19 protein-coding genes are annotated in these 20,298 nt (G+C 73.8%); 15 read left to right on the forward strand and 4 right to left on the reverse strand.

All coding sequences use genetic code 11. The annotated features are described in order from the left end of the window. Positions 1 to 107: 107 nt before the first annotated feature. Complete coding sequence (locus EDF18_RS08350; RefSeq protein WP_123547427.1) at positions 108 to 1,175, forward strand: LacI family DNA-binding transcriptional regulator; 1,068 nt, start codon at positions 108 to 110, stop codon at positions 1,173 to 1,175. A 14-nt stretch (positions 1,176 to 1,189) separates the two neighbouring features. On the opposite strand, the gene EDF18_RS08355 is transcribed toward EDF18_RS08350, so the two are convergent. Both EDF18_RS08355 and EDF18_RS08360 read right to left on the reverse strand, forming a co-directional pair. Further along, positions 1,190 to 2,515, reverse strand: a complete 1,326-nt coding sequence (locus EDF18_RS08355; protein WP_233569071.1) for an MATE family efflux transporter — start codon at positions 2,513 to 2,515, stop codon at positions 1,190 to 1,192. Between the two features lie 2 nt (positions 2,516 to 2,517). Then, entirely contained in the window at positions 2,518 to 3,783 is a 1,266-nt protein-coding gene (locus EDF18_RS08360; protein WP_123547428.1) for a uracil-xanthine permease family protein, read from the reverse strand. 128 nt (positions 3,784 to 3,911) lie between these two features. On the opposite strand from EDF18_RS08360, the gene EDF18_RS08365 reads away from it, so the two are divergent. Continuing rightward, positions 3,912 to 5,876 (forward strand): M13 family metallopeptidase, encoded by a 1,965-nt coding sequence (locus tag EDF18_RS08365; protein ID WP_123547429.1) that lies wholly within the window; start codon positions 3,912 to 3,914, stop codon positions 5,874 to 5,876. A 248-nt stretch (positions 5,877 to 6,124) separates the two neighbouring features. Further along, complete coding sequence (locus EDF18_RS08370) at positions 6,125 to 6,910, forward strand: serine hydrolase (protein ID WP_233569072.1); 786 nt, start codon at positions 6,125 to 6,127, stop codon at positions 6,908 to 6,910. Between the two features lie 239 nt (positions 6,911 to 7,149). Here the strand turns inward: EDF18_RS08370 and EDF18_RS08375 are convergent, their stop codons facing one another. Both EDF18_RS08375 and EDF18_RS08380 read right to left on the reverse strand, forming a co-directional pair. After that, positions 7,150 to 7,557: an NUDIX domain-containing protein gene (locus EDF18_RS08375; RefSeq protein ID WP_123547430.1), complete on the reverse strand. Its 408-nt coding sequence runs from the start codon at positions 7,555 to 7,557 to the stop codon at positions 7,150 to 7,152. 167 nt (positions 7,558 to 7,724) lie between these two features. Then, positions 7,725 to 9,017 carry a glutamyl-tRNA reductase gene (locus EDF18_RS08380; RefSeq protein ID WP_123547431.1) on the reverse strand — a complete coding sequence of 431 codons (1,293 nt, stop codon included), beginning with the start codon at positions 9,015 to 9,017 and terminating at the stop codon, positions 7,725 to 7,727. 177 nt (positions 9,018 to 9,194) lie between these two features. On the opposite strand from EDF18_RS08380, the gene EDF18_RS08385 reads away from it, so the two are divergent. The 12 genes from EDF18_RS08385 (at position 9,195) to hemL (ending at position 20,280) form a co-directional block, all read left to right on the forward strand. Next, positions 9,195 to 10,238, forward strand: a complete 1,044-nt coding sequence (locus tag EDF18_RS08385; RefSeq protein ID WP_123547432.1) for an NADP-dependent oxidoreductase — start codon at positions 9,195 to 9,197, stop codon at positions 10,236 to 10,238. 125 nt (positions 10,239 to 10,363) lie between these two features. After that, a complete protein-coding gene (gene hemE / locus EDF18_RS08390; protein WP_123547433.1) occupies positions 10,364 to 11,428 on the forward strand; it encodes a uroporphyrinogen decarboxylase in 1,065 nt (354 codons plus the stop codon). Between the two features lie 13 nt (positions 11,429 to 11,441). Next, entirely contained in the window at positions 11,442 to 12,821 is a 1,380-nt protein-coding gene (locus tag EDF18_RS08395) for an NAD(P)/FAD-dependent oxidoreductase (protein WP_304982825.1), read from the forward strand. Positions 12,822 to 12,940: 119 nt separating this feature from the next. After that, positions 12,941 to 13,192, forward strand: coding sequence for a hypothetical protein (locus EDF18_RS08400; RefSeq protein WP_123547434.1), 252 nt, complete (start codon positions 12,941 to 12,943; stop codon positions 13,190 to 13,192). Next, complete coding sequence (locus EDF18_RS08405; protein WP_233569073.1) at positions 13,189 to 13,644, forward strand: phage holin family protein; 456 nt, start codon at positions 13,189 to 13,191, stop codon at positions 13,642 to 13,644. The genes EDF18_RS08400 and EDF18_RS08405 overlap by 4 nt, the downstream gene beginning before the upstream one ends. 71 nt (positions 13,645 to 13,715) lie before the next feature. Beyond that, positions 13,716 to 13,997 (forward strand): DUF3618 domain-containing protein, encoded by a 282-nt coding sequence (locus EDF18_RS16335; RefSeq protein ID WP_158614654.1) that lies wholly within the window; start codon positions 13,716 to 13,718, stop codon positions 13,995 to 13,997. 115 nt (positions 13,998 to 14,112) lie between these two features. Beyond that, positions 14,113 to 14,850, forward strand: coding sequence for a hydrogen peroxide-dependent heme synthase (gene hemQ / locus EDF18_RS08415; protein WP_123547436.1), 738 nt, complete (start codon positions 14,113 to 14,115; stop codon positions 14,848 to 14,850). Then, on the forward strand, positions 14,847 to 16,070 hold the full coding sequence (locus EDF18_RS08420; RefSeq protein WP_123547437.1) for a ferrochelatase: 1,224 nt from the start codon (positions 14,847 to 14,849) through the stop codon (positions 16,068 to 16,070). Before hemQ ends, EDF18_RS08420 begins: the two co-directional genes overlap by 4 nt. 4 nt (positions 16,071 to 16,074) lie before the next feature. Next, on the forward strand, positions 16,075 to 17,058 hold the full coding sequence (gene hemC, locus EDF18_RS08425; protein WP_123547438.1) for a hydroxymethylbilane synthase: 984 nt from the start codon (positions 16,075 to 16,077) through the stop codon (positions 17,056 to 17,058). Next, entirely contained in the window at positions 17,055 to 17,852 is a 798-nt protein-coding gene (locus tag EDF18_RS08430; protein WP_123547439.1) for a uroporphyrinogen-III synthase, read from the forward strand. The genes hemC and EDF18_RS08430 overlap by 4 nt, the downstream gene beginning before the upstream one ends. 92 nt (positions 17,853 to 17,944) lie before the next feature. Beyond that, positions 17,945 to 18,934 carry a porphobilinogen synthase gene (gene hemB / locus EDF18_RS08435; RefSeq protein WP_123547440.1) on the forward strand — a complete coding sequence of 330 codons (990 nt, stop codon included), beginning with the start codon at positions 17,945 to 17,947 and terminating at the stop codon, positions 18,932 to 18,934. Then, positions 18,934 to 20,280, forward strand: coding sequence for a glutamate-1-semialdehyde 2,1-aminomutase (gene hemL, locus EDF18_RS08440; protein ID WP_123547441.1), 1,347 nt, complete (start codon positions 18,934 to 18,936; stop codon positions 20,278 to 20,280). Before hemB ends, hemL begins: the two co-directional genes overlap by 1 nt. The last annotated feature ends 18 nt before the right edge of the window (positions 20,281 to 20,298 follow it).

Here is a 20,298-nt window from a genome sequence, read left to right on the forward strand (position 1 = left end):
GCCAGCGTAGGGCGTCGGGGCGGCGACCGCCAGGGGCCCGGCGGGCCCGGTCGCGGGCGCGGCGGCCGACGGCCGTGGGCCCGGCTCCGTCGGCTAGGCTGCGGCCCATGAGCCGGGCAGAGGGCGACGTCGCCGCGAGGCCGACCCTCGCCGCGGTCGCGCGGGCGGCCGGGGTCAGCGCGAGCACCGCCTCGTTGGCCTTCAGCGGTGCCGGCCCCGTCTCGGACGAGACGCGCAGCCGCGTCTTGGCCGTCGCCGCCGACCTCGGCTACGGCGGGCCCGACCCCCGCGCCCGGTCGCTGCGCCGCGGCCGCTCGGGCATCGTCGGCGCCGTCCTCGAGGACACCCTGAGCAACGCCTTCCGCGACCCGATCAACGTGGCGATGCTCGACGGCATCGCCGACGTCACGGGCCCGGCCGACAACAGCCTGCTGCTGCTCACCGAGACCGAGGGCGAGCACACCCGCCTGCTCGACGCCCCGGTCGACGCGCTCGTGCTGTTCGGCTGCAGCACGCGCCTCGATGCCTCCGTGTCGACGGTGCGACGTCGCGGGATCCCGCTGGTGTCGATCGAGGCGCCGCCGATGGAGGGCGTCCTCGACATCGGCGAGGACAACGTGGGCGCGTCCCGGCTGCTGGCGCAGCACCTCCACGACCTCGGCCACCGCCGCGTCGCCGTCGTCGCGCTCGAGCTGGGCCCGGGTCGCGAGACCGGGGACATCACCGACGCACGGGTCGCGGCGGGCACGACCTGGCCTGCACTCGAGCGGCTGCGCGGCACGCGCCTGGTCTACCCCGACGCCGGCGGGCTCGTCACGCGCGGCAGCTGGACGTCCGAGGGGCACCGCGCCGGCACGCAGCTGCTCGACGTGCCCGCGTCCGAGCGCCCGACGGCGATCATCGCCCAGAGCGACCTGCTGGCCTCGGGGGTCATCGCCGCGGCGGCGGACCTCGGCCTCTCGGTGCCCGGCGACCTCAGCGTCGTCGGCTACGACGGGGTTCGGCTCGACGACCCCCGGGCCGCCGACCTGACCACCGTGGTGCAGCCCGCGGTCGAGAAGGGCCGCGCGGCCGGTCGAGCCGTGCTCGCGCTGCTCGCGGGCGAGGCCGCCACGGGCACGATCTTCACGAGCGTGTTCCGCCCGGGCTCGACGACGGCTCCGCCGCGCGCCTGACGCTCGGTCGCCGGTCAGCGCGCGCCGACCACCATCCACCGGTCGGTGCGGGCGCGCAGGCCGAGCGTGACCGCACGGGCACCGATGTAGCCGAGGCCGAACGTGAGCCAGAGCGCGACCGCACCGGCCGTGCCGGGGCCGACCCGCGCCTCCACCGGGAGCAGCAGCGCGAGGTAGACCAGCACGCTGACGACGCTGGCGACGGCGAGGTAGCGGGCGTCGCCGGCGCCGAGCAGCACCCCGTCGAGCACGAAGACGAAGCCGGCCAGCGGGATCCCGACGGCCATCGCGACCACCACCGAGGGCAGCAGTGCGCGCACCCCCTCGTCGCTGCTGAAGACGGGCGCGAGCACCGGGGCGAGCACGGCGAGCAGGGCGCCGAGCAGCACGCCGCCCCCGACGCCGAACAGCATCAGCCGCCGAGTGATCGCCCGCACGCGCTCGGGGTCGCCCTGGCCGAGCGCGTGCCCGACCATCGCCTGGCCCGCGATCGCGAGGGCGTCGAGGGCGAACGCGAGCGTGCTGAACAGCGTCAGCGCGATCTGGATCACGGCGAGCCCGGCGACCCCCGAGGAGGCGGCTGCCGCGACGGTCGCGACGAGCGCGGCCCGCAGGCCCGCGTTCCGCACCAGCAGCCACGCGCCCGAGCGGGCGGTCCGGCCCACCCCGGCGAGGCCGGGACGGAGGTCGGCGCCGACGTCGCGTGCCGCCCGGACGGCGATGACGACGTAGACGGCGGCCATGCCCCACTGCGCGACGACGGTGCCCGCCGCGGAGCCGGCGATGCCCCAGCCGAAGCCGTAGAGGAACAGCGCGTTGAGGGCGGCGTTGGCCGCGAACCCGACGCCGGCGACGACGAGGGGCGTGCGGGTGTCCTGCAGGCCGCGGAGCAGACCCGTCGCCGCGATGACGACCAGCATGCCCGGCAGGCCGATCAGCGAGACGGAGAGGTACGTCGTGGCGGCGCGGGCCACGTCGGCGTCGACCCCGAAGAGGCCGACGAGCGGCTCGGCGACGAACGCGCCGGCGACGGCGATCGCGACGCCGACGAACAGGGCGAACCAGAGGCCGTCGACGCCGGCGCGGATCGCCCCGCGACGGTCGCCCGCGCCCAGGCGCCGAGCGACTGTCGGGGTCGTCGCGTAGGCGAGGAAGATCAGCAGGCCGAGCGCCGTCTGCAGGATCACGCTCGCGATGCCCAGGCCCGCGAGCGGGACGGAGCCGAGGTGCCCGACGAGGGCCGTGTCGGTGAGGAGGAACAGCGGCTCGGCCACGAGCGCACCCAGCGCGGGCAGGGCCAGGCGGAGGATCTCGCGGTCGAGCGGCGACCGGAGGCGCACGTCTAGTCGGTGCCGCGGAGGCGGCCGACCACGGTCATCAGGTGGTAGACGACGATGGCGGCGACGGTGCCGAGGATGATCCCGCCGAAGCTCGCGCCGCCGAGCGCGAAGGTGAAGTCGGCGATGCCCATGATCAGGGCGACGCCGGCCGTCAGCTGGTTCTTCGGGCGGCTGAAGTCGACCTCGTTCTCGACCCAGATGCGGATGCCGATGACGCCGATCAGGCCGTAGAGCGCCGTCGTGACGCCGCCGAGGACCCCTGGCGGGATGGTGAAGATGACGGCGCCGATCTTGGGCGAGAGGCCGAGGAGGATCGCGACGACGCCCGCGACCCAGTACGCGGCGGTCGAGAACACGCGCGTGGCGCTCATCACGCCGATGTTCTCGCCGTAGGTGGTGGTCGCCGAGCCGCCGCCGAGACCGGCGAGCACGGTGCTCAGGCCGTCGGCGAAGAGGGCACGGCCGGTCAGCGGGTCGAGGTCGCGCTTCGTGAGCTGCCCGACGCCCTTCACGTGGCCGACGTTCTCGGCGATGAGGGCGAGCACGACGGGCAGGAACCCGAGGTAGATCGGCAGCTGGGCCAGGTCGAACGCGGGCGCCGTGAAGGTCGGCAGCCCGATCCAGGCGGCGTCGCCGACGGCGCTGAAGTCGACCTCGCCGAGCAGCACGGCGGCGACGTAGCCGACGACGACGCCGACGAAGATCGACAGGCGGCCGAGCAGGCCCGTGAAGAGCACGGCGCTCAGCACCACGGCGGCGAGCGTGATGACGGCGGTGAGCGGGGCCTGCGCGAAGTTGTCGCGCGCCGCGGGCGCCAGGTTGAAGCCGATCAGGGCGACGATGGCGCCGCTGACGACCGGGGGCAGCAGCGTGTTGATCCAGCGCGTGCCGGCCAGGTGCACGACGACGCCGACGATCGCCAGCAGGGCGCCGACGACGATGATCCCGCTGAGCGCGAGCGGGATCCCGCCGACCGCCGTCGCGGCGCCGATGGGCGCGAGGAACGCGAACGACGAGCCGAGGTAGCTCGGCAGCTTGTTCTTCGTGATGATCAGGAACAACAGCGTGCCGATGCCCGAGAAGAGCAGGGTCGTGCTCGGCGGGAAGCCTGTGATGATCGGCACGAGGAACGTCGCGCCGAACATGGCGACGACGTGCTGACCGCCCAGGCCGATGGTGCGCGGCCAGGTGAGCCGCTCCTCCGGGGCGACGATCTCGGTGGAGTCGACCGTCTTGCCGTCGCCGTGCAGTGCCCAGGGGAGTGCCATGGGCAGAACTGTAGCGGCGCGCTGTTTCCTGCTCGTTTCCTGCACCGCGCCTGTGGAGGGGCAGGGCGCTCTGCACAGGCCCTGCCGCGTCGGGCGCGGCGTCGCCGGCCCCGCCTAGGCTGGCGGACATGACGACCGACGCGCTGTCCTCCGGCATCACCACCGACGAGCTCGACCCGGGTGTGCGCCCCCAGGACGACCTGTTCCGCCACGTCAACGGGCGGTGGATCGAGCGGACCGAGATCCCCGACGACAAGGCGCGCTACGGCTCCTTCTACCTCCTCGCAGAAGAGGCGGAGGCGGCGGTCCGCGACATCGTGCACGAGTCGCAGTCGGCCGAGCCGGGCACCGAGGCACGCAAGGTCGGCGACCTGTTCACCAGCTTCACCGACGAGGCCCGGGTGGAGGCGCTCGGCGCCGAGCCGCTGCGCCCGCTCCTCGAGACGGTCGCGTCCGTCGACGACGTGCCCGGGCTGCTCCGCCTCGTCGGCGCCTTCGAGAAGCAGGGCGTCGCGAGCTTCGTCCAGCTCTTCGTCGACAACGACCCGGGCGACCCCACGCGGTACGTCGTGCAGGTCGAGCAGGGCGGCCTGGGGCTGCCCGACGAGTCCTACTACCGCGAGGAGAAGAGCGAGGCGATCCGCACCTCCTACGTTGCCTTCGTCTCGCGCATGCTGGGGCTCGCGGGCCTCGACGACGCCGACGAGCGGGCCTCGCGCGTGATGCAGCTCGAGACGGCCATCGCCTCGCACCACTGGGACAACGTGGCCACCCGCGACAGCGACGCGACCTACAACCTGCTGCCGTGGTCCGAGGCCGCCGCGCTCGCCGAGGGCGTCGACCTCGACGTGTGGCGCGACGCGGTGGGCGCGCCCGCCGGCGTCTTCGACGAGGTGGTCGTGCGCGAGCCCTCGTTCGTGACGGGCCTGTCCGGGCTGATGACCGACGAGCAGCTCCCGGCCTGGCAGGACTGGCTGCGCTGGCAGGTCGTCCGCTCGTTCGCCGCGTACCTGTCGTCGGCCTTCGTCGAGGCGAACTTCGACTTCTACGGGCGCACCCTGACGGGCACCCCCGTGCAGCGGGCCCGCTGGAAGCGCGGCGTCTCGTTCGTCGAGGGCGCCATGGGCGAGGCCGTCGGCCGCATCTACGTCGAGCGCCACTTCGCGCCCGAGGCGAAGGAGGCGATGGACGTGCTGGTCGAGAACCTCGTCGAGGCCTACCGTCGCAGCATCGCCGACCTGTCGTGGATGACCGACGAGACGCGGGCGCGCGCCCTCGACAAGCTCGAGAAGTTCACGCCCAAGATCGGCTTCCCCGTGAAGTGGCGCGACTACTCGGCCCTCGAGGTCGACCCCGGCGACCTCGTCGGCAACGTCCGGGCCTCGGCCGTCGTCGGCTTCGACCGCGAGCTGGGCAAGATCGGCCAGCCGATCGACCGCGACGAGTGGTTCATGACGCCGCAGACCATCAACGCGTACTACAACCCCGGCTTCAACGAGATCGTGTTCCCGGCGGCCATCCTCCAGTTCCCCTTCTTCGACGCGAGCCGCGACGCCGCGGCCAACTACGGTGCGATCGGCGCCGTGATCGGCCACGAGATCGGCCACGGCTTCGACGACCAGGGCTCGAAGTACGACGGCGACGGCAAGCTGACCGACTGGTGGACGCCGGCCGACCGCGAGGCCTTCGAGCGCCTCACGACCTCGCTCATCTCGCAGTACGACGCCCTCGCCCCGGCACAGGTGCCCGAGCACCACGTCAACGGCGCGCTCACGATCGGCGAGAACATCGGCGACCTCGGCGGGCTGTCCATCGCCTACGACGCCTACCTGATCTCGCTCGACGGTGCCGAGGCGCCCGTGATCGACGGGATGACGGGGGCTCAGCGCTTCTTCCTCAGCTGGGCGCAGGCGTGGCAGATCAAGCTCCGCGACGAGGAGGCGATCCGGCTGCTGTCGATCGACCCGCACTCGCCCAACGAGTTCCGCTGCAACCAGATCGTGCGCAACATCGACGACTTCTACGACGCGTTCGAGCTGACGGAGTCCGACGCGCTCTGGCTCCCCGCCGAGCAGCGCGTCACGATCTGGTAGCCGTGCCGCCCGCGGAGGGCCCGATCGGCCGGGAGGATCTGCCCGGTCGAGAGGGGCAGCCCGACCACGAGGGGCAGCCTGAGCACGAGGGGCTGTCCGGTCAGGGAGTCCCGGGTCGGCCCGGCCGGCCCGGCCGGCACAGCAGTCGGGCGGACGAGGCGGTCGAGGCAGGGCGGCACGCGCCGCCCTCGCCGCCGGCGGGTCTCGGGGGAGCGCTGACGGCTCTGGGCGACCTCGCGGCCGAGGGCGTGACGGTCTCCGCGTCGGTCTGGGACCTCGACGACGGTACCGAGCTGCTCGCCGTCGACGACCGCGTCGTGCTGCCCGTCGGACAGCTCGGGGCCGTGCTGCTGCTGATCGAGGTCAGCGCGCAGATCGAGGCAGGTCAGCTCGGCGCCCTCGACGAGCTCGAGCGCATCGCCGGTCCGGGCAGCCGGGCTGCCCTCGGCGGCGGTGGCATCTGGTCGTACCTGCAGCGACGTCGGCTGGCCGTCACCGACGCGGCCGCCCTCGTCGGGGCCGTGCGCGACCCCGCCGCCGTCAACGCGCTGCTCGCCAGGGTCGGGCTCGAGGCGGTCAGGGCCAGGGCCGACGACCTGGGCGTGCGCGACACCGCACTGCTCGACGAGATCCGGTCCGAGCGCGGTCCCGACGACGCGCCTGCCCCCTCCGTCGGCTCGACCCGGGAACTCGCCCAGCTGACGGCCCTGCTCGCGCAGGGGCAGGTGGTCGGGTCCGCGGTCAGCAGCCGGGTGCTCGGCTGGCTGTCGCTCGGGGTCGACCTGTCGTTCGTCGCGGCGCCCCTCGGCCTCGACCCCGTCTCGCACCGCCGGACCGACCACGACCTGCAGCTCGTCAACGCGGTGGGCAGCGACCGCGGTGTCCGCTCCGAGCTCGGGGTGCTGCGCGGGCCGCGGGGCGGCGTGGCCTACGCCGTGACGATGACGTTCGACGACCTCACGCTCGAGCGCCGCCTCCGGGTGCTCGCCGCGGCCCGAGCGGTCGGCGTCGACCTGCTCGCACGCGTCCGCTAGCGCGCGGTCGGCCTGCCCGCCCCATTCACTCCCGTCTCGCAGGTGCCACCCGGCACATCCCGCCCAGCAAATGCCGACCAGCAAATGCCGACCGTTCGGCCCTCTAAGGCTCTGCAACAGGGGGAGATCCCGTCGCTGCAGCACTCGAGGTCGGGTTCTGCAGCGGCAGCGGCAGCGGCAGCGGCAGCGGCAACAGCAGGGCGGGCCGGGCCCAGGGGCGGGGGCGAGCTCAGCTCAGCTCAGTCGATCAGGTCGAGCTCGACCGCGACGCGCAGGGTCTCGACGCCGGCGGGAGGGCACCGGTCCACGTCCGCCGACGTGACCCAGTGCAGTGCGCCGATCTCGCCCGAAGGCGACGGCTCGGCTCCGTCGTCCGTCGGCCTCGCCGACCAGAGGCGCATGTGCACCTCGCGCCCCTCGGGCTCGCCGTGGGCCTGGGTCCGGACGGCGCCGAGCTCGCGGAGCGACGAGCGGTCGAGCTCGAGACCGACCTCCTCGCGGGTCTCGCGGACGAGGGCGTCCTCGCCGGTCTCGCCTGCCTCCTGCTTGCCGCCGGGGAGGTAGAGCACGTCGCGTCCGCGAGCCGTGACCATGAGGAGGCGGCGGTCGCGCACCAGCACGAGCGCACTGACGACGATCGGGTCCATCCCCCCATCCTCGGGCACCACGGAGCGGCGCTCGCGATACGACCCTCGAGACGCGAGTGATCTGCGTTGGCACACCCCGACACGCTGCTGTCTCGAGGCCCTCACCACCGGATCACGCGCACATTGCGGGGAGGAAGAGCAGAGCAGAGCGGAGGTGCGGGGGCGCGTCAGCCGACGTCGCGGTGGCGGAGCCGCTCGTCGTCGGCAGGGCGCAGCACGGCGGGCTCGACGGCGGCCGCCCGGGTGTCGGTGAGGCCGAACAGCGACTCGAGGCCGTCACGGAACTCCTCGCCGCGCCCCTCGCGGGCGAGCTCGCGAGCCCGGACCGACGGGGTGTGCAACAGCACGCCGGCCAGGTGGCGCAGCGCCGACTCCGTGCGCTCGGACGAGTCGCCGCGCGACCGGGCGCGCTCGATCTCGGCGTCGAGCACGTCGAAGACGTGGCGACGCAGCGCGACGACGGCCGGGGTGAGCGACTGCTCGGCCGCGACGGCGTGGAACTCGGCGGCAGCGCTCGAGACGAGTGCGCGGGCGTCGTCGGCGGCGGTCAGCTCGGCCATCGGGGCGTGCAGGCTGATCGTCTCGAGGTCGAGCAGCTCGACCCCGGGCACGCGGGCGACGAGGGGGTCGACGTTGCGGGGCAGGCCGAGGTCGATGACGAGGCGGCGCGACGCGTCGACGACCTCGGGCACGACGACGGGCTCGGTGGTCGAGGTGCAGGTGATGAGCACGTCGCTCCACGAGATGGCCTCGGCCAGGTCGTCGAAGGGACGCAGGTCGTGCTTGAGCCCGAACCAGGAGGCGCGGCCCGATGCCGAGAACACGGCCAGGTCGCCCGCGCCCCGGTCGCGCAGCGCGGCCACGGTGGTGGCGGCGTACTGGCCGGTGCCGACGATGAGCACGCGCGCCTGCGACCAGTCGGTCACCCGCGACGAGGCGAGCTCGAGGGCGAGGCGGACGAGCGAGCGCCCGGCTCCGCCGACGTTGGTGCGGTTCTTGACCCCACGCGAGGTCTGGGACGCCTTCTGGAACAGCCGCTCGAGGTCACGCGACGTCGTGCCGCGCGTCCGTGCGGCCTCGAGGGCCCGGCGGACCTGGCCCGAGATCTCGTCCTCGCCGATGACGACCGACTCGAGGCCCGAGCTCACGGCGAACAAGTGCTCGACGACCTCGTCGCCGGTGATGACGCGGACGTTGTCGCGCATCTCGTCGGCCTCGATGCCGCTGGCCTCGCTCATGGTGCTGATGGTGGCCTCGACCGCGACGGAGGCGGCGGCCGTGAGGGGCTCCTCCACGTCGACGTAGGCCTCGAACCGGTTGCAGGTCGCGAGCACGACGGCCCCGCCCACGAAGTCGTTCGCGTCGACCAGGGTGCTCGCCGCGGAGGGTGCGCCGATGCTCAACTTCTCGAGGAGGTCGAAGCTGGCGTTCCGGTGGGACGCCGTGAGGCAGATGAGCACCCGTCGATGATAACTCTCATGCGCCGGTCGAACCCGGGGGTTGCCTCGATGTCGAGGCTGTGCGCAGGTGATCCGTGCACAGGCTGCACATTCCGCAGCGCGCGTTCAGGAGGTGCCTGTCAGCCTGGCAGACGGCCTCGCATCACCGGGGCCCCGCACGACCAGAGGAGCACCACCATGACCGAAGGCACCACCCGCACCACCGACGCCGGCAGCACCGCCACGAGCACCCAGTGGCAGCTCGTCGCCCGCCCGCACGGCGAGCCGACCACCGACGACGTCCGCGAGGTCGAGGTCGAGCTGCCCGCGCTCTCGGCGGGCGAGGTGCGCGTGGCCAACGAGTTCCTCTCGGTCGACCCGTACATGCGCGGCCGGATGAACGACGTGAAGTCGTACGTGCCGCCCTTCGCCCTCGGCGAGACGATGACCGGCGGCGCGATCGGCCGGGTCGTCGCGTCCGCCTCCGACGACCTGCCCGTCGGCACGGTGGTGCAGCACGACCTGGGCTGGCGCGACGTCGCGCAGGGCGCCTCCTCGTCGTTCCGGGCCGTCGAGCCGGCGCCCGGCGTCGAGCTCTCGGCCTACCTCGGCGTGCTCGGCCTGACCGGCCTGACGGCCTACGTCGGGCTGACCGAGATCGCGGGCATCCGCGAGGGCGACGTCGTCTTCGTCTCGGGCGCCGCCGGTGCGGTCGGCACGATGGTCGGCCAGATCGCCCGTCTGAAGGGCGCCTCCCGCGTGATCGGCAGCGCCGGCAGCGCGGAGAAGGTCGAGCTGCTCACCTCGAAGTACGGCTTCGACGCCGCGTTCAACTACAAGGACGGCGACGTCGCCGAGCTGCTGGCCGAGGCCGCGCCCGACGGCATCGACCTCTACTTCGACAACGTCGGAGGCGACCACCTGTCGGCCGCGCTGGCCAGCTTCAAGGACGGCGGCCGGGCAGCGCTCTGCGGCTCGATCGCCGGCTACAACGCGACCGGCGCGCCCGTCGGGATCACCGGCACCACGAACATCGTGACCCGCGGCCTGATGCTCAAGGGCTTCACGCTCGGGAACTACCGCCACGTCGCTCCGGCGTTCCAGGCCGAGATGGGCCCGTGGCTCGCGGCCGGCGAGGTCGTGCACGACGAGACCGTCGTCGAGGGCATCCACTCGGCGTTCGACGCGTTCACCGGCCTGATGCGCGGCGAGAACGTCGGCAAGATGGTCGTCGCGGTCTGATCTCGGTCTGACCTCGATCTGACCTCGAGCGGACATCGAGGTGACGCTCCGGGGGAGTGCGTCCGACGCGCACCCCTCGGCCGCGTCACCTCGATCCCGGCGCTGCCCAGCGGGCGGGTGGGACAATGGGGCACGTGACCCTGCCCGACACGCACCCGCTCCTCTCCGGCCGCACCGCCTCCTCGTCCCTCGTCCGTGCCCTGCGCGGCGACCGGCCCGAGGTGCTGCCCGTCTGGTTCATGCGCCAGGCCGGCCGCTCGCTGCCCGAGTACCGCGCGCTGCGCGTCGGCACGGCGATGCTCGACGCCTGCCTCGACCCGGCGCTCTCGAGCGAGATCACCCTGCAGCCCGTCCGTCGCCACGGCGTCGACGCCGGCATCTTCTTCAGCGACATCGTCGTGCCGATCAAGCTCGCGGGGGTCGGCGTGGACATCGTCGCCGGGCGCGGTCCCGTGCTGGACCAGCCGATCCGCACGCCCGACGACGTCGCCGCGCTGCGTCCCCTCGAGCAGGAGGCGCTCGCCCCGATCGCCGAGGGCGTCGCCCGCACCGTGGCCGAGCTGGGCGACACCCCCCTGATCGGTTTCGCCGGCGCCCCCTTCACGCTGGCCGCCTACCTCGTCGAGGGCGGACCGTCGAAGGACCACATCCGCGCCCGCGCCCTCATGCACAGCGACCCCGAGACGTGGCAGGCCCTGCTCGGCTGGGCCGCCGACGTGACCGGGGCGTTCCTCCGCGCCCAGGTGCTCGCCGGGGCCAGCGCCGCCCAGCTCTTCGACTCGTGGGTCGGCAGCCTGTCGCTGTCCGACTACGAGCAGCACGTCGCGCCGTTCTCGGCCCGCGCGCTGTCGCACGTCGCCGACCTCGACGTCCCGACCATCCACTTCGGCGTCGGCAGCGGCGAGGTGCTGAGCGCCATGCACGGCGTCGGGGTCGACGCCGTCGGGGTCGACTGGCGCATCCCGCTCGACGAGGCCTCGCGGCGACTCGGCGGCGGCGTGCCCGTCCAGGGCAACATCGACCCGGCGATGCTGCAGGCGCCCTGGCCGGTGCTCGAGGCGCACGTCCGAGAGGTCGTCCGCCGGGGCCGTGCCGCACCCGCGCACGTCCTCAACCTCGGCCACGGCGTCGGGCCCGACACCGACCCCGACGTGCTGACCCGCATCGTCACCCTGGCCCACACCCTGTAGGAGGCGCGCGACCGTGACCGAGGCGACCCGCTCCTCCGGGGCGGCCGCGCAGCGCGCCCTCGTGGTGGGCGGCGGCGTCGCCGGCCTCGTCGTCGCGCGCGACCTCGCGGCGGCCGGCGTCGCGGTCACGCTCGTCGAGGCCTCGGACCGGCTCGGCGGAGAGGTCGGCCGCCACGTCGTCGGCGGCCTGCCCCTCGACGCCGGCGCCGAGAGCTTCGCGACGCGCGGCGGCACGGTGCAGGCGTACCTCGACGAGCTCGGGCTCGGCGGCGACGTCGTGCTGCCCGACCCGCGCGGGGCCTGGGTGCAGCACGGCGCCGGACAGGCCTTCCCCCTGCCCCGCACGGGCCTGCTCGGCATCCCCGGCGACCTGACGGCCGACGACGTCGTCGCGGTCGTCGGCGCGGCGGGCACGGCCGAGGCGGCGCGGCTCGACGCGGCGGCGGGGGACGTCGGCGCTGACGAGACCTCGGTCGGCGGCCTCGTCCGCGTGCGGATGGGCGACGCCGTGCTCGACCGGCTCGTCACCCCGATCATCGGCGGGGTCCACTCCGTGCACCCCGACCTGCTCTCCGTCGACCGGGTCGCCCCCGGCCTCCGGGCGGCGCTGCGGCGGGAGGGCTCGCTGGCCGCGGCCGTCCTCAGCGTGCGGGCGCTCGCGCCGGCGGGCTCCGCGGTCGCCGGGCTGCGCGGCGGCATGGCGAGCCTGGCGGAGGCGCTGGTCGCCGAGCTCGACCGCCTCGGCGTCGAGGTGCGGCTCGGCGCCCACGTCGCAGTGCTCGACGCCCGCTCGGTGACGCTGACCGGCAGCGACGACGTCGCACACGACGAGCACGGGCCGACGCCCGAGCGCCTCGAGGCCGACGTCGTCGTGCTCGCCGTCGGCGACGGCGCGGGGCGTGTCCTCGGCGGCCGTCCGGCCCACGCCGCGGGACTCATCACGTTGGCCACGCTCGTGCTGTGCGACGACCGCCTCGACGCGGCGCCCCGCGGCACCGGGGTGCTCGTAGCGCCCGGTGCCGACGGCGTGCGCGCCAAGGCGCTCACCCACGCGACGGCGAAGTGGCCGTGGCTCGCGGAGCGGGCCGACGGTCGGCACGTCCTCCGGCTCAGCTACGACTCCCCGGTCGTCACGGCGGCCACGAGCGACGACGAGCTGCGCTCCACGGCGCTCGCTGACGCATCGGTGCTGCTCGGGCTGTCGCTCGACCCCGCCACGGTCGAGGACGCGGCGCGCGTCGAGTGGTCCGCGCCCCTCCCACAGGAGGCGGTGGGCGCCTCCTCGTCCCTGCCCGACGGCGTCGTCCGCGTCGGCGGCGCCGTGGCCGGCCGGGGGCTCGCCGCCGTGATCGCCCACGCACGTCGCGTCGCCGCCGACCTCGTCGCCCGCTGACCGCGAGCGGCGCGGCGGCCGAGCACGGGCGCGTCCGGGCGGCGGCGGGCGGCACCGGGCTACATTGGGACAGCGCGTCGGGCACCGGTCCGTGCGCCCCCACACATGAATGGAGCGACATGCGAGGCAAACTGATCTTCGTCGCCGGAGCAGCCGTCGGATTCGTGCTGGGCGCTCGCGCCGGCCACGAGCGCTACGAGCAGATCGCCGCGAACTCGTCGAAGCTGTGGAACAGCCGCGCCGTGCAGCGGCAGGTCGTCAAGGCAGAGGACTTCGCGGGCGCCAAGGCCGCCGACGCGGTCGACGCGGTCGTCAACGGCGTGAAGACGGTGGCCGTCAAGGCCGTCGGAGGCGGGAAGAAGAAGAAGTGACCGACTCCACCCGGAGCGACAAAGTGCGCCGGCGACGCGGCTCGGGGTCGCGCTCGTTCTTCGCCCTGGTCCAGGACGTCCCGAGCCTGGTCACCGACCTCGTCAAGGGCGAGCTCGCCCTGCTCAAGTACGAGATCATCGGCACGCTCAAGGCGTTCGGCATCGGCGCGGGGTTCCTCGTCGGCGCACTCGTCTTCGTCTTCGCCATGCTCGGGGTGCTGCTCACGGGCATCGTCCTGCTGATCGCGATCTGGCTGCCCGGTTGGCTGTCGGCGCTGATCGTCGCCTTCGTGCTCCTCCTCGTCGCCGCCCTGCTGGCGTTCCTCGGCTACCGGAGCATCAAGAAGGGCCTCCCGGCCGTGCCGGAGAAGACGATCGCGAGCCTCAAGCGCGACCTCAAGGCCGTCAAGGGCGTCGGGACCATCCCGGGGCACGACGTCACCGAGTTCTGAGCCGCCGCCTCCGCGACTCCCTGCGAGCCCCGCTCGATCCCTCCTCCCCGCCCGCACCGATCGGAGACCCCGTGAGCGACAGCACCGCCAAGAACGACAGCAGCGACAAGGCCGACAAGGCCGACAAGGCCGACGGCAGCGACATCCAGGCCCACATCGACCGCACCCGTGCGGAGCTGGCCGCGACGCTCAACGAGCTCGAGGACAAGCTCAACGTCCCGAAGCAGCTCGGCATCGCGGGCCACCGCGCGAAGTCGTCGTTCTCGCGCGACCCGCTGCCCTGGGTCGCGGGTGCCGGCGTCGCCGCGCTGGCGCTCGCGGGCGTCGTCGTCGCGGCCGTCCGGTCGCGCTGAGCGCGAGCCCGTCCGACGGCCCCCGCCGGACGGCCCCCGGGCGACCGGCCGGAGATCGCTCGACGACGTCGCAACCTGGTTGGGCTCCCAGCCCGCACAGGTGGAGAATGGCTCCATGAGTCACAGCGCCGACTCGCCAGTCCCCGAGCTGCCGACGTCCGATTCCCCTCCTGCCGAGAGCCCCGGCGCCGAGCGCCTCGGGTACACCCTCTGGGCAGTCCTCCGACGCGACCCCCAGAACCCGTACGCCCCCGAGCACGAGGACGTCGCGCAGCTCGACGAGCTCGTCGACTCCCTCGCCTCCGAGGGCGTGGTCGTCCGCGGCTTCTACGACGTCAGCGCCCTCCGTGCCGACGCCGACGTGATGATCTGGCTGCACGGCGAGGTCCCCGAGGCGATCCAGTCGGCGTACCGCCGCCTCCTGCGCACCGACGTCCTCGGCGGCCTGCTGCCGACCTGGAACGCGATGGGCATGCACCGCGACGCCGAGTTCTCGCGCAACCACAGCCCCGCGTTCATGCGCGGCAAGGAGCCTGAGGCGTGGCTCACGGTCTACCCCTTCGTCCGCAGCTACGAGTGGTACCTGCTGCCCGAGGCCGAGCGTCGTCAGATGCTCGCCGACCACGGCAAGCAGGGCTCCGAGCACCGCGCCGTGCTCACCAACACGGTGGCCAGCTTCTCCCTCGGCGACTACGAGTGGATCCTGGCCCTCGAGGCTCCCGAGCTCGTGCAGCTCGTCGACCTCATGCGCGACCTCCGCTACACCGAGGCCCGCCGACACGTCCGCGAAGAGGTGCCGTTCTACACGGGCCGTCGCATCACCACCACCGAGATCATCGAGGTCCTGTCGTGACCGACACCACCGGCATCACCAACGGCCAGCTCGTCCGTGCCGCCACCCCCGCCGCCGCGCAGGGGCCCGAGCACGTCAGCGTGCCCACCGACTACGACGCGATCCTCCTCGCCGGCTTCGGCGGGCCCGAGGGCCAGGACGACGTCATCCCCTTCCTCCGCAACGTCACGCGCGGCCGCGGCATCCCCGAGGAGCGCCTGGAGGAGGTGGCGACGCACTACCGCCACTTCGGCGGCGTCAGCCCCATCAACGAGCACAACCGCGAGCTCAAGGCCGCCCTCGAGGGCGAGCTGTCGCGGCGCGGCATCGACCTGCCCGTGATCTGGGGCAACCGCAACTGGGACCCGTACATGGCCGACGCCGTGCGCGAGGCCGACGAGCGCGGGTTCACCAAGCTCATCGCGGTCGCGACCAGCGCCTACTCGTCCTACAGCTCGTGCCGCCAGTACCGCGAGGACTTTGCGATGGCACTCGAGGCCACCGGGCTCGAGGGCAAGGTCATGATCGACAAGGTGCGTCAGTTCTTCGACCACCCCGGCTTCGTGCAGCCGTTCATCGACGGCGTCCGCGAGGGCCTCGAGAAGGCCCGGGCCGAGAACGCCGACCTCGACCTCGCGACCGAGGTGCAGGTGCTCTTCGCGACGCACTCGATCCCGTCGACCGACGCCGCCCGCAGCGGTCCCGAGGCGCGCGGCTTCGACGACGAGGGCGCGTACGCGGCCCAGCACAAGGCCGTCGCCGAGGTCGTCATGGCCGCGGCCGAGGCCGGTCTCGGGCTCGACCTGCCCGCCGGCGGCGGCACCACCGTTCCGTGGCAGCTCGTCTACCAGTCGCGCAGCGGCCCGCCCTCGATGCCGTGGCTCGAGCCCGACATCAACGACGCCATCGACGACCTCGCCGGCGGCCCGACGCGCGCCGTCGTCATCGTGCCGCTCGGCTTCGTGAGCGACCACATGGAGGTCATGTGGGACCTCGACGAGGAGGCGCTCGAGACCAGCGAGAAGAACGGCTTCTGGGCCACGCGCACCCCCACCCCCGGCATCGACCCGAACTACGTGACCGGCCTCGTCGATCTCGTCCTCGAGCGCGTCGAGGGCACCCCCGTCGACGACCGTCCGCACCTCACCGACATCGGGCCCTGGTACGACGTGTGCCGTCCGGGCTGCTGCGAGAACGTGCGCCTCGGGTTCAAGCCCGCCGTCTCGGGATTGGTGCCGTAGGAGCGTGGCGACACTCCGAGTAGGCACCCGGGCCAGCGCGCTGGCCGTCGCGCAGTCCACCACGGTCGCGGAGCGCCTCGCGGCCGCGACCGGCCACGACGTCGAGCTCGTCCGCGTGCACACCGAGGGCGACCGCACCCAGGCGACGGGCGAGTCGCTCTCGCTCGGCGGCACGGGAGTGTTCGCGAGCGCGCTGCGCGAGGCGCTGCTCGCCGACGAGTGCGACGTGCTGGTGCACTCCCTCAAGGACCTGCCGACCGCCTCCCACCCGGGTCTGCATATCGGGGCGGTCCCGGGCCGGGCCGACGCCCGCGACGCGCTCTGCGCCCGTGACGGCCTCACCCTCGAGACGCTGCCGCAGGGCGCGAAGGTCGGCACCGGCTCGCCGCGTCGCGTGGCCCAGCTGCTCGCCCGGCGTCCCGACCTCGAGGTCGTGCCGATCCGCGGCAACGTCGACACCCGCCTCCGTCGCCTCGAGGACGACCTGGACGCCGTCGTGCTCGCCGCCGCCGGCCTCGGCCGTCTCGGCCGCTCGGCCTCGGTGACCGACCTGCTCGGCCTCGGTCCGTGGCCCAGCGCCCCCGGCCAGGGTGCGCTCGCGGTCGAGGTGCGCGAGGGCGACCCCAGCGACGACCTGGCCCGTGGGCTGCGAGCGATCGAGCACGTCGAGACCCGTCTCGTCGTCACCGCCGAGCGCGAGGTGCTCGCCGGGCTCGAGGCCGGCTGCTCGGCGCCCATCGGCGCGACCGCCGTCGTCGACGCCGGCCTGCTGCTGCTCAGCGCCACGGTCTACAGCCCCGACGGCTCGCGCCGCATCAGCTCGTCGCACGCGGTGTCGCTCGAGGAGGGGCCCGTCACGGCCCAGCTCGCCGACGTCCACGAGGTGGCCGGCCGCGTCGTCGACGAGCTGCTCGAGCTCGGCGCGGCCGAGCTCGCGCCGATCGGCGGGGGCCCCTCGGGCGGAGACCCCCTGGGGAGCGCGTCGTGACCGCCGCCAAGCCGCTCAAGGGCGTGCGCGTCCTCGTGCCGCGTGGCGGCAAGTGGGGCGACGGCGTCTCGGCGTCCCTCCGCTCGTACGGCGCGGCGCCCGTCATCGCGCCGCTCATCAACTTCGCGCCCGCCGAGACGCCCGAGCTGCTCGCGGCCGCGTTGGCGCGACTGCAGACGGGCGTCTACGAGTGGCTCGTCGTGACGAGCGCCACCACCGTCGACGTGCTCGTCGGCAACGGAATCCGACCCATCCCCGCGACGCGCATCGCGGCGGTCGGCGAGACGACCGCCGCGGCCCTGACGCTCGCCGGCTACCACGTCGACTTCGTCCCCGAGGGCGACAACTCCGCCCGCGGCCTCGTCAAGGAGTGGCCGTCGGAGCTCGTCGCCGGGCGCGTGCTCGTGCCCCAGTCCGACATCGCCGAGCCGACCCTGGTCGCCGGCCTGTCCGCCCGGGGCTTCGACGCCGAGTTCGTCTCGGCCTACCGCACCGTGGGGGTGCCCGTCACGGACGACGTGGTGCGCGACGTCGCCTCCGGCGACATCAGCGTGCTCCTCGTCACCTCGGGCAGCGTCGCACGCCAGATCGCCGCCCAGCTGGCGCCCCTGCCCGAGAGCACGGTCGTCGCCTGCATCGGCCCGCGCACGGCGTTCGACGCCCGCGCGGCCGGACTGCCCGTCCACCTCATCGCCGAGACGCGCTCCGCCGCGGCCCTGGTGGAGGCGGTGGTCGAGAACGCCGTCGCGGGCGGCGCGGCCGACCTCGACGACGCGCACGGAGGGGGTCGCTGACGCGACCCTCCCGCGGTGCCCGCACCGCGCCTCCTCGGCTCGACCGTGCCGGGGCCCCGACATCGACGACCATCGACGACCCGAGAAGGACCATGTCCCAGTTCCCCCGCGTGCGGCCCCGCCGGCTGCGCGCCACCCCTGCCCTCCGCCGCCTGACCGCCGAGACGCGCCTGCACCCGGCCGACCTCGTGCTGCCGATGTTCGTGCGCGAGGGCATCGACGAGCCCGTCGCCATCAGCTCGATGCCGGGCGTCGTGCACCACAGCCTCTCGAGCCTGCCGCGTGCGGTCGAGGAGGCGGCCGCGTCCGGGGTGGGAGGCGTCATGCTGTTCGGCGTGCCGCTCGAGAAGGACGCGGTCGGGTCGGGCGCCACGGACCCCGAGGGGATCCTCAACGTCGGCACGCGTGTGGCGGTCGACGCGGCGCAGGGCGCCCTCGTCGTGCAGACCGATCTCTGCCTCGACGAGTTCACCGACCACGGCCACTGCGGCGTGCTCGCCGCCGACGGCTCGGTCGACAACGACGCGACCCTCGTCCGCTACGACGAGATGGCGGTCGTGCAGGCCGAGGCCGGCTCGCAGCTGATCGGGATGAGCGGCATGATGGACGGCCAGATCGGCTCGGCTCGCGAGGCACTCGACGACGCCGGTTTCGGCGGCACGGCCTTGCTCGCCTACGCGGCCAAGTACGCCTCGGCCTTCTACGGCCCGTTCCGCGAGGCGGTGCAGTCGACGCTCGTCGGCGACCGGCGCACCTACCAGCAGGACGCGGCCAACGGTCGCGAGGGCATCCGCGAGGTCGAGCTCGACATCGCCGAGGGCGCCGACATCGTCATGGTGAAGCCGGCGATGAGCTACCTCGACGTGCTGGCCGAGACCGCGGCGATGAGCCCGGTGCCCGTCTGGGCGTACCAGATCAGCGGCGAGTACTCGATGATGCACGCCGCCGCCGCGAACGGCTGGATCGACCTCGACGCCGCGTCGTACGAGAGCGTGCTGTCGATCAAGCGCGCCGGTGCCGACGCGATCCTCACCTACTGGGCCACCGAGCTGGCCACCCGCCTGCGCAAGGGAGACATCTGATGGGCGACCACGCCAACGAGCACTTCTTCACCCGTGCCAAGCAGTCGATCCCGGGAGGGGTGAACTCCCCGGTGCGCGCCTACGGCAGCGTCGGGGGCACGCCCCGGTTCCTCGTGGGGGCGAAGGGTCCGCACGTGACCGACGCCGAGGGGCGCGAGTACGTCGACCTGGTGGCCTCGTGGGGCCCCGCGATCCTGGGGCACGCGCACCCCGAGGTGGTGCGCGCGGTGCAGGAGGCGGCGGCCCGCGGCCTGTCGTTCGGCGCGTCGACGCCCGCCGAGACCGAGCTCGCCGAGCTGGTGCGCGAGCGCGTGGCCGTCGGCGACGCCCGCCCGATCGGCAAGATCCGCATGGTGTCGACCGGCACCGAGGCCACGATGACGGCCATCCGCCTGGCCCGCGGCTACACCGGTCGCGACCTGCTCGTGAAGTTCGCCGGCCACTACCACGGCCACTCCGACTCGCTCCTGGCCGAGGCCGGGTCCGGCGTCGCCACGCTCTCGATGCCCGGCTCGGCCGGCATCACCGCCGAGACCGCTGCCCAGACGCTGGTGCTGCCCTACAACGACCTCGACGCCGTCCGCGCCGTGTTCGACGAGCACGGCCCGCGCATCGCGGCGGTCATCGTGGAGGCGGCGGCCGCCAACATGGGAGTGGTCGCGCCCGACCGCGGCTTCAACCGCAGCCTGTCCGAGATCACGAGCCGCCACGGCGCGCTGCTGATCGTCGACGAGGTGCTCACGGGCTTCCGCGTCGGCCCGGCCGGCTGGTGGGGCCTCGAGGCGTCGAAGGTCGTGCCCGACGGCGCCGGCTGGCAGCCCGACCTCGTCACCTTCGGCAAGGTGATCGGCGGCGGCATGCCCCTCGCCGCGCTCGGCGGCCGCGCCGAGGTGATGGACTACCTCGCCCCGACCGGCCCGGTGTACCAGGCCGGCACGCTCAGCGGGAACCCCGTCGCCGTCGCGGCGGGCATCGCGACCCTGCGCCTGGCGACCCCCGAGATCTACGCCCGGCTCGACGCCGTCGCCGACACGCTGTCGCGCGAGGTCTCCGCGGCCCTGTCGGCCGAGGGAGTCGAGCACAGCGTGCAGCACGCGGGCTCGCTGTTCTCGTTCGCCTTCACGACGGCCCCGCCGCGGAACTACGACGACGTGCGGGCGCAGCAGACCTGGCGGTACCCGGCGTTCTTCCACTCGATGCTCGACTCGGGGGTGGCCCTGCCCCCGTCGGTGTACGAGGCGTGGTTCGTCACCGCCGCGCACGACGACGCGACGGTGTCGCGGATCCTCGACGCCGTGCCGGCTGCGGCGCGGGCGGCCGCGGCGGCCACGGCCCCCGGCGCGTAGCCGCGGCGCGGGCCGGGC

This window comes from Frigoribacterium sp. PhB107, from assembly GCF_003751515.1.
Taxonomy (GTDB): Bacteria; Actinomycetota; Actinomycetes; order Actinomycetales; family Microbacteriaceae; genus Frigoribacterium.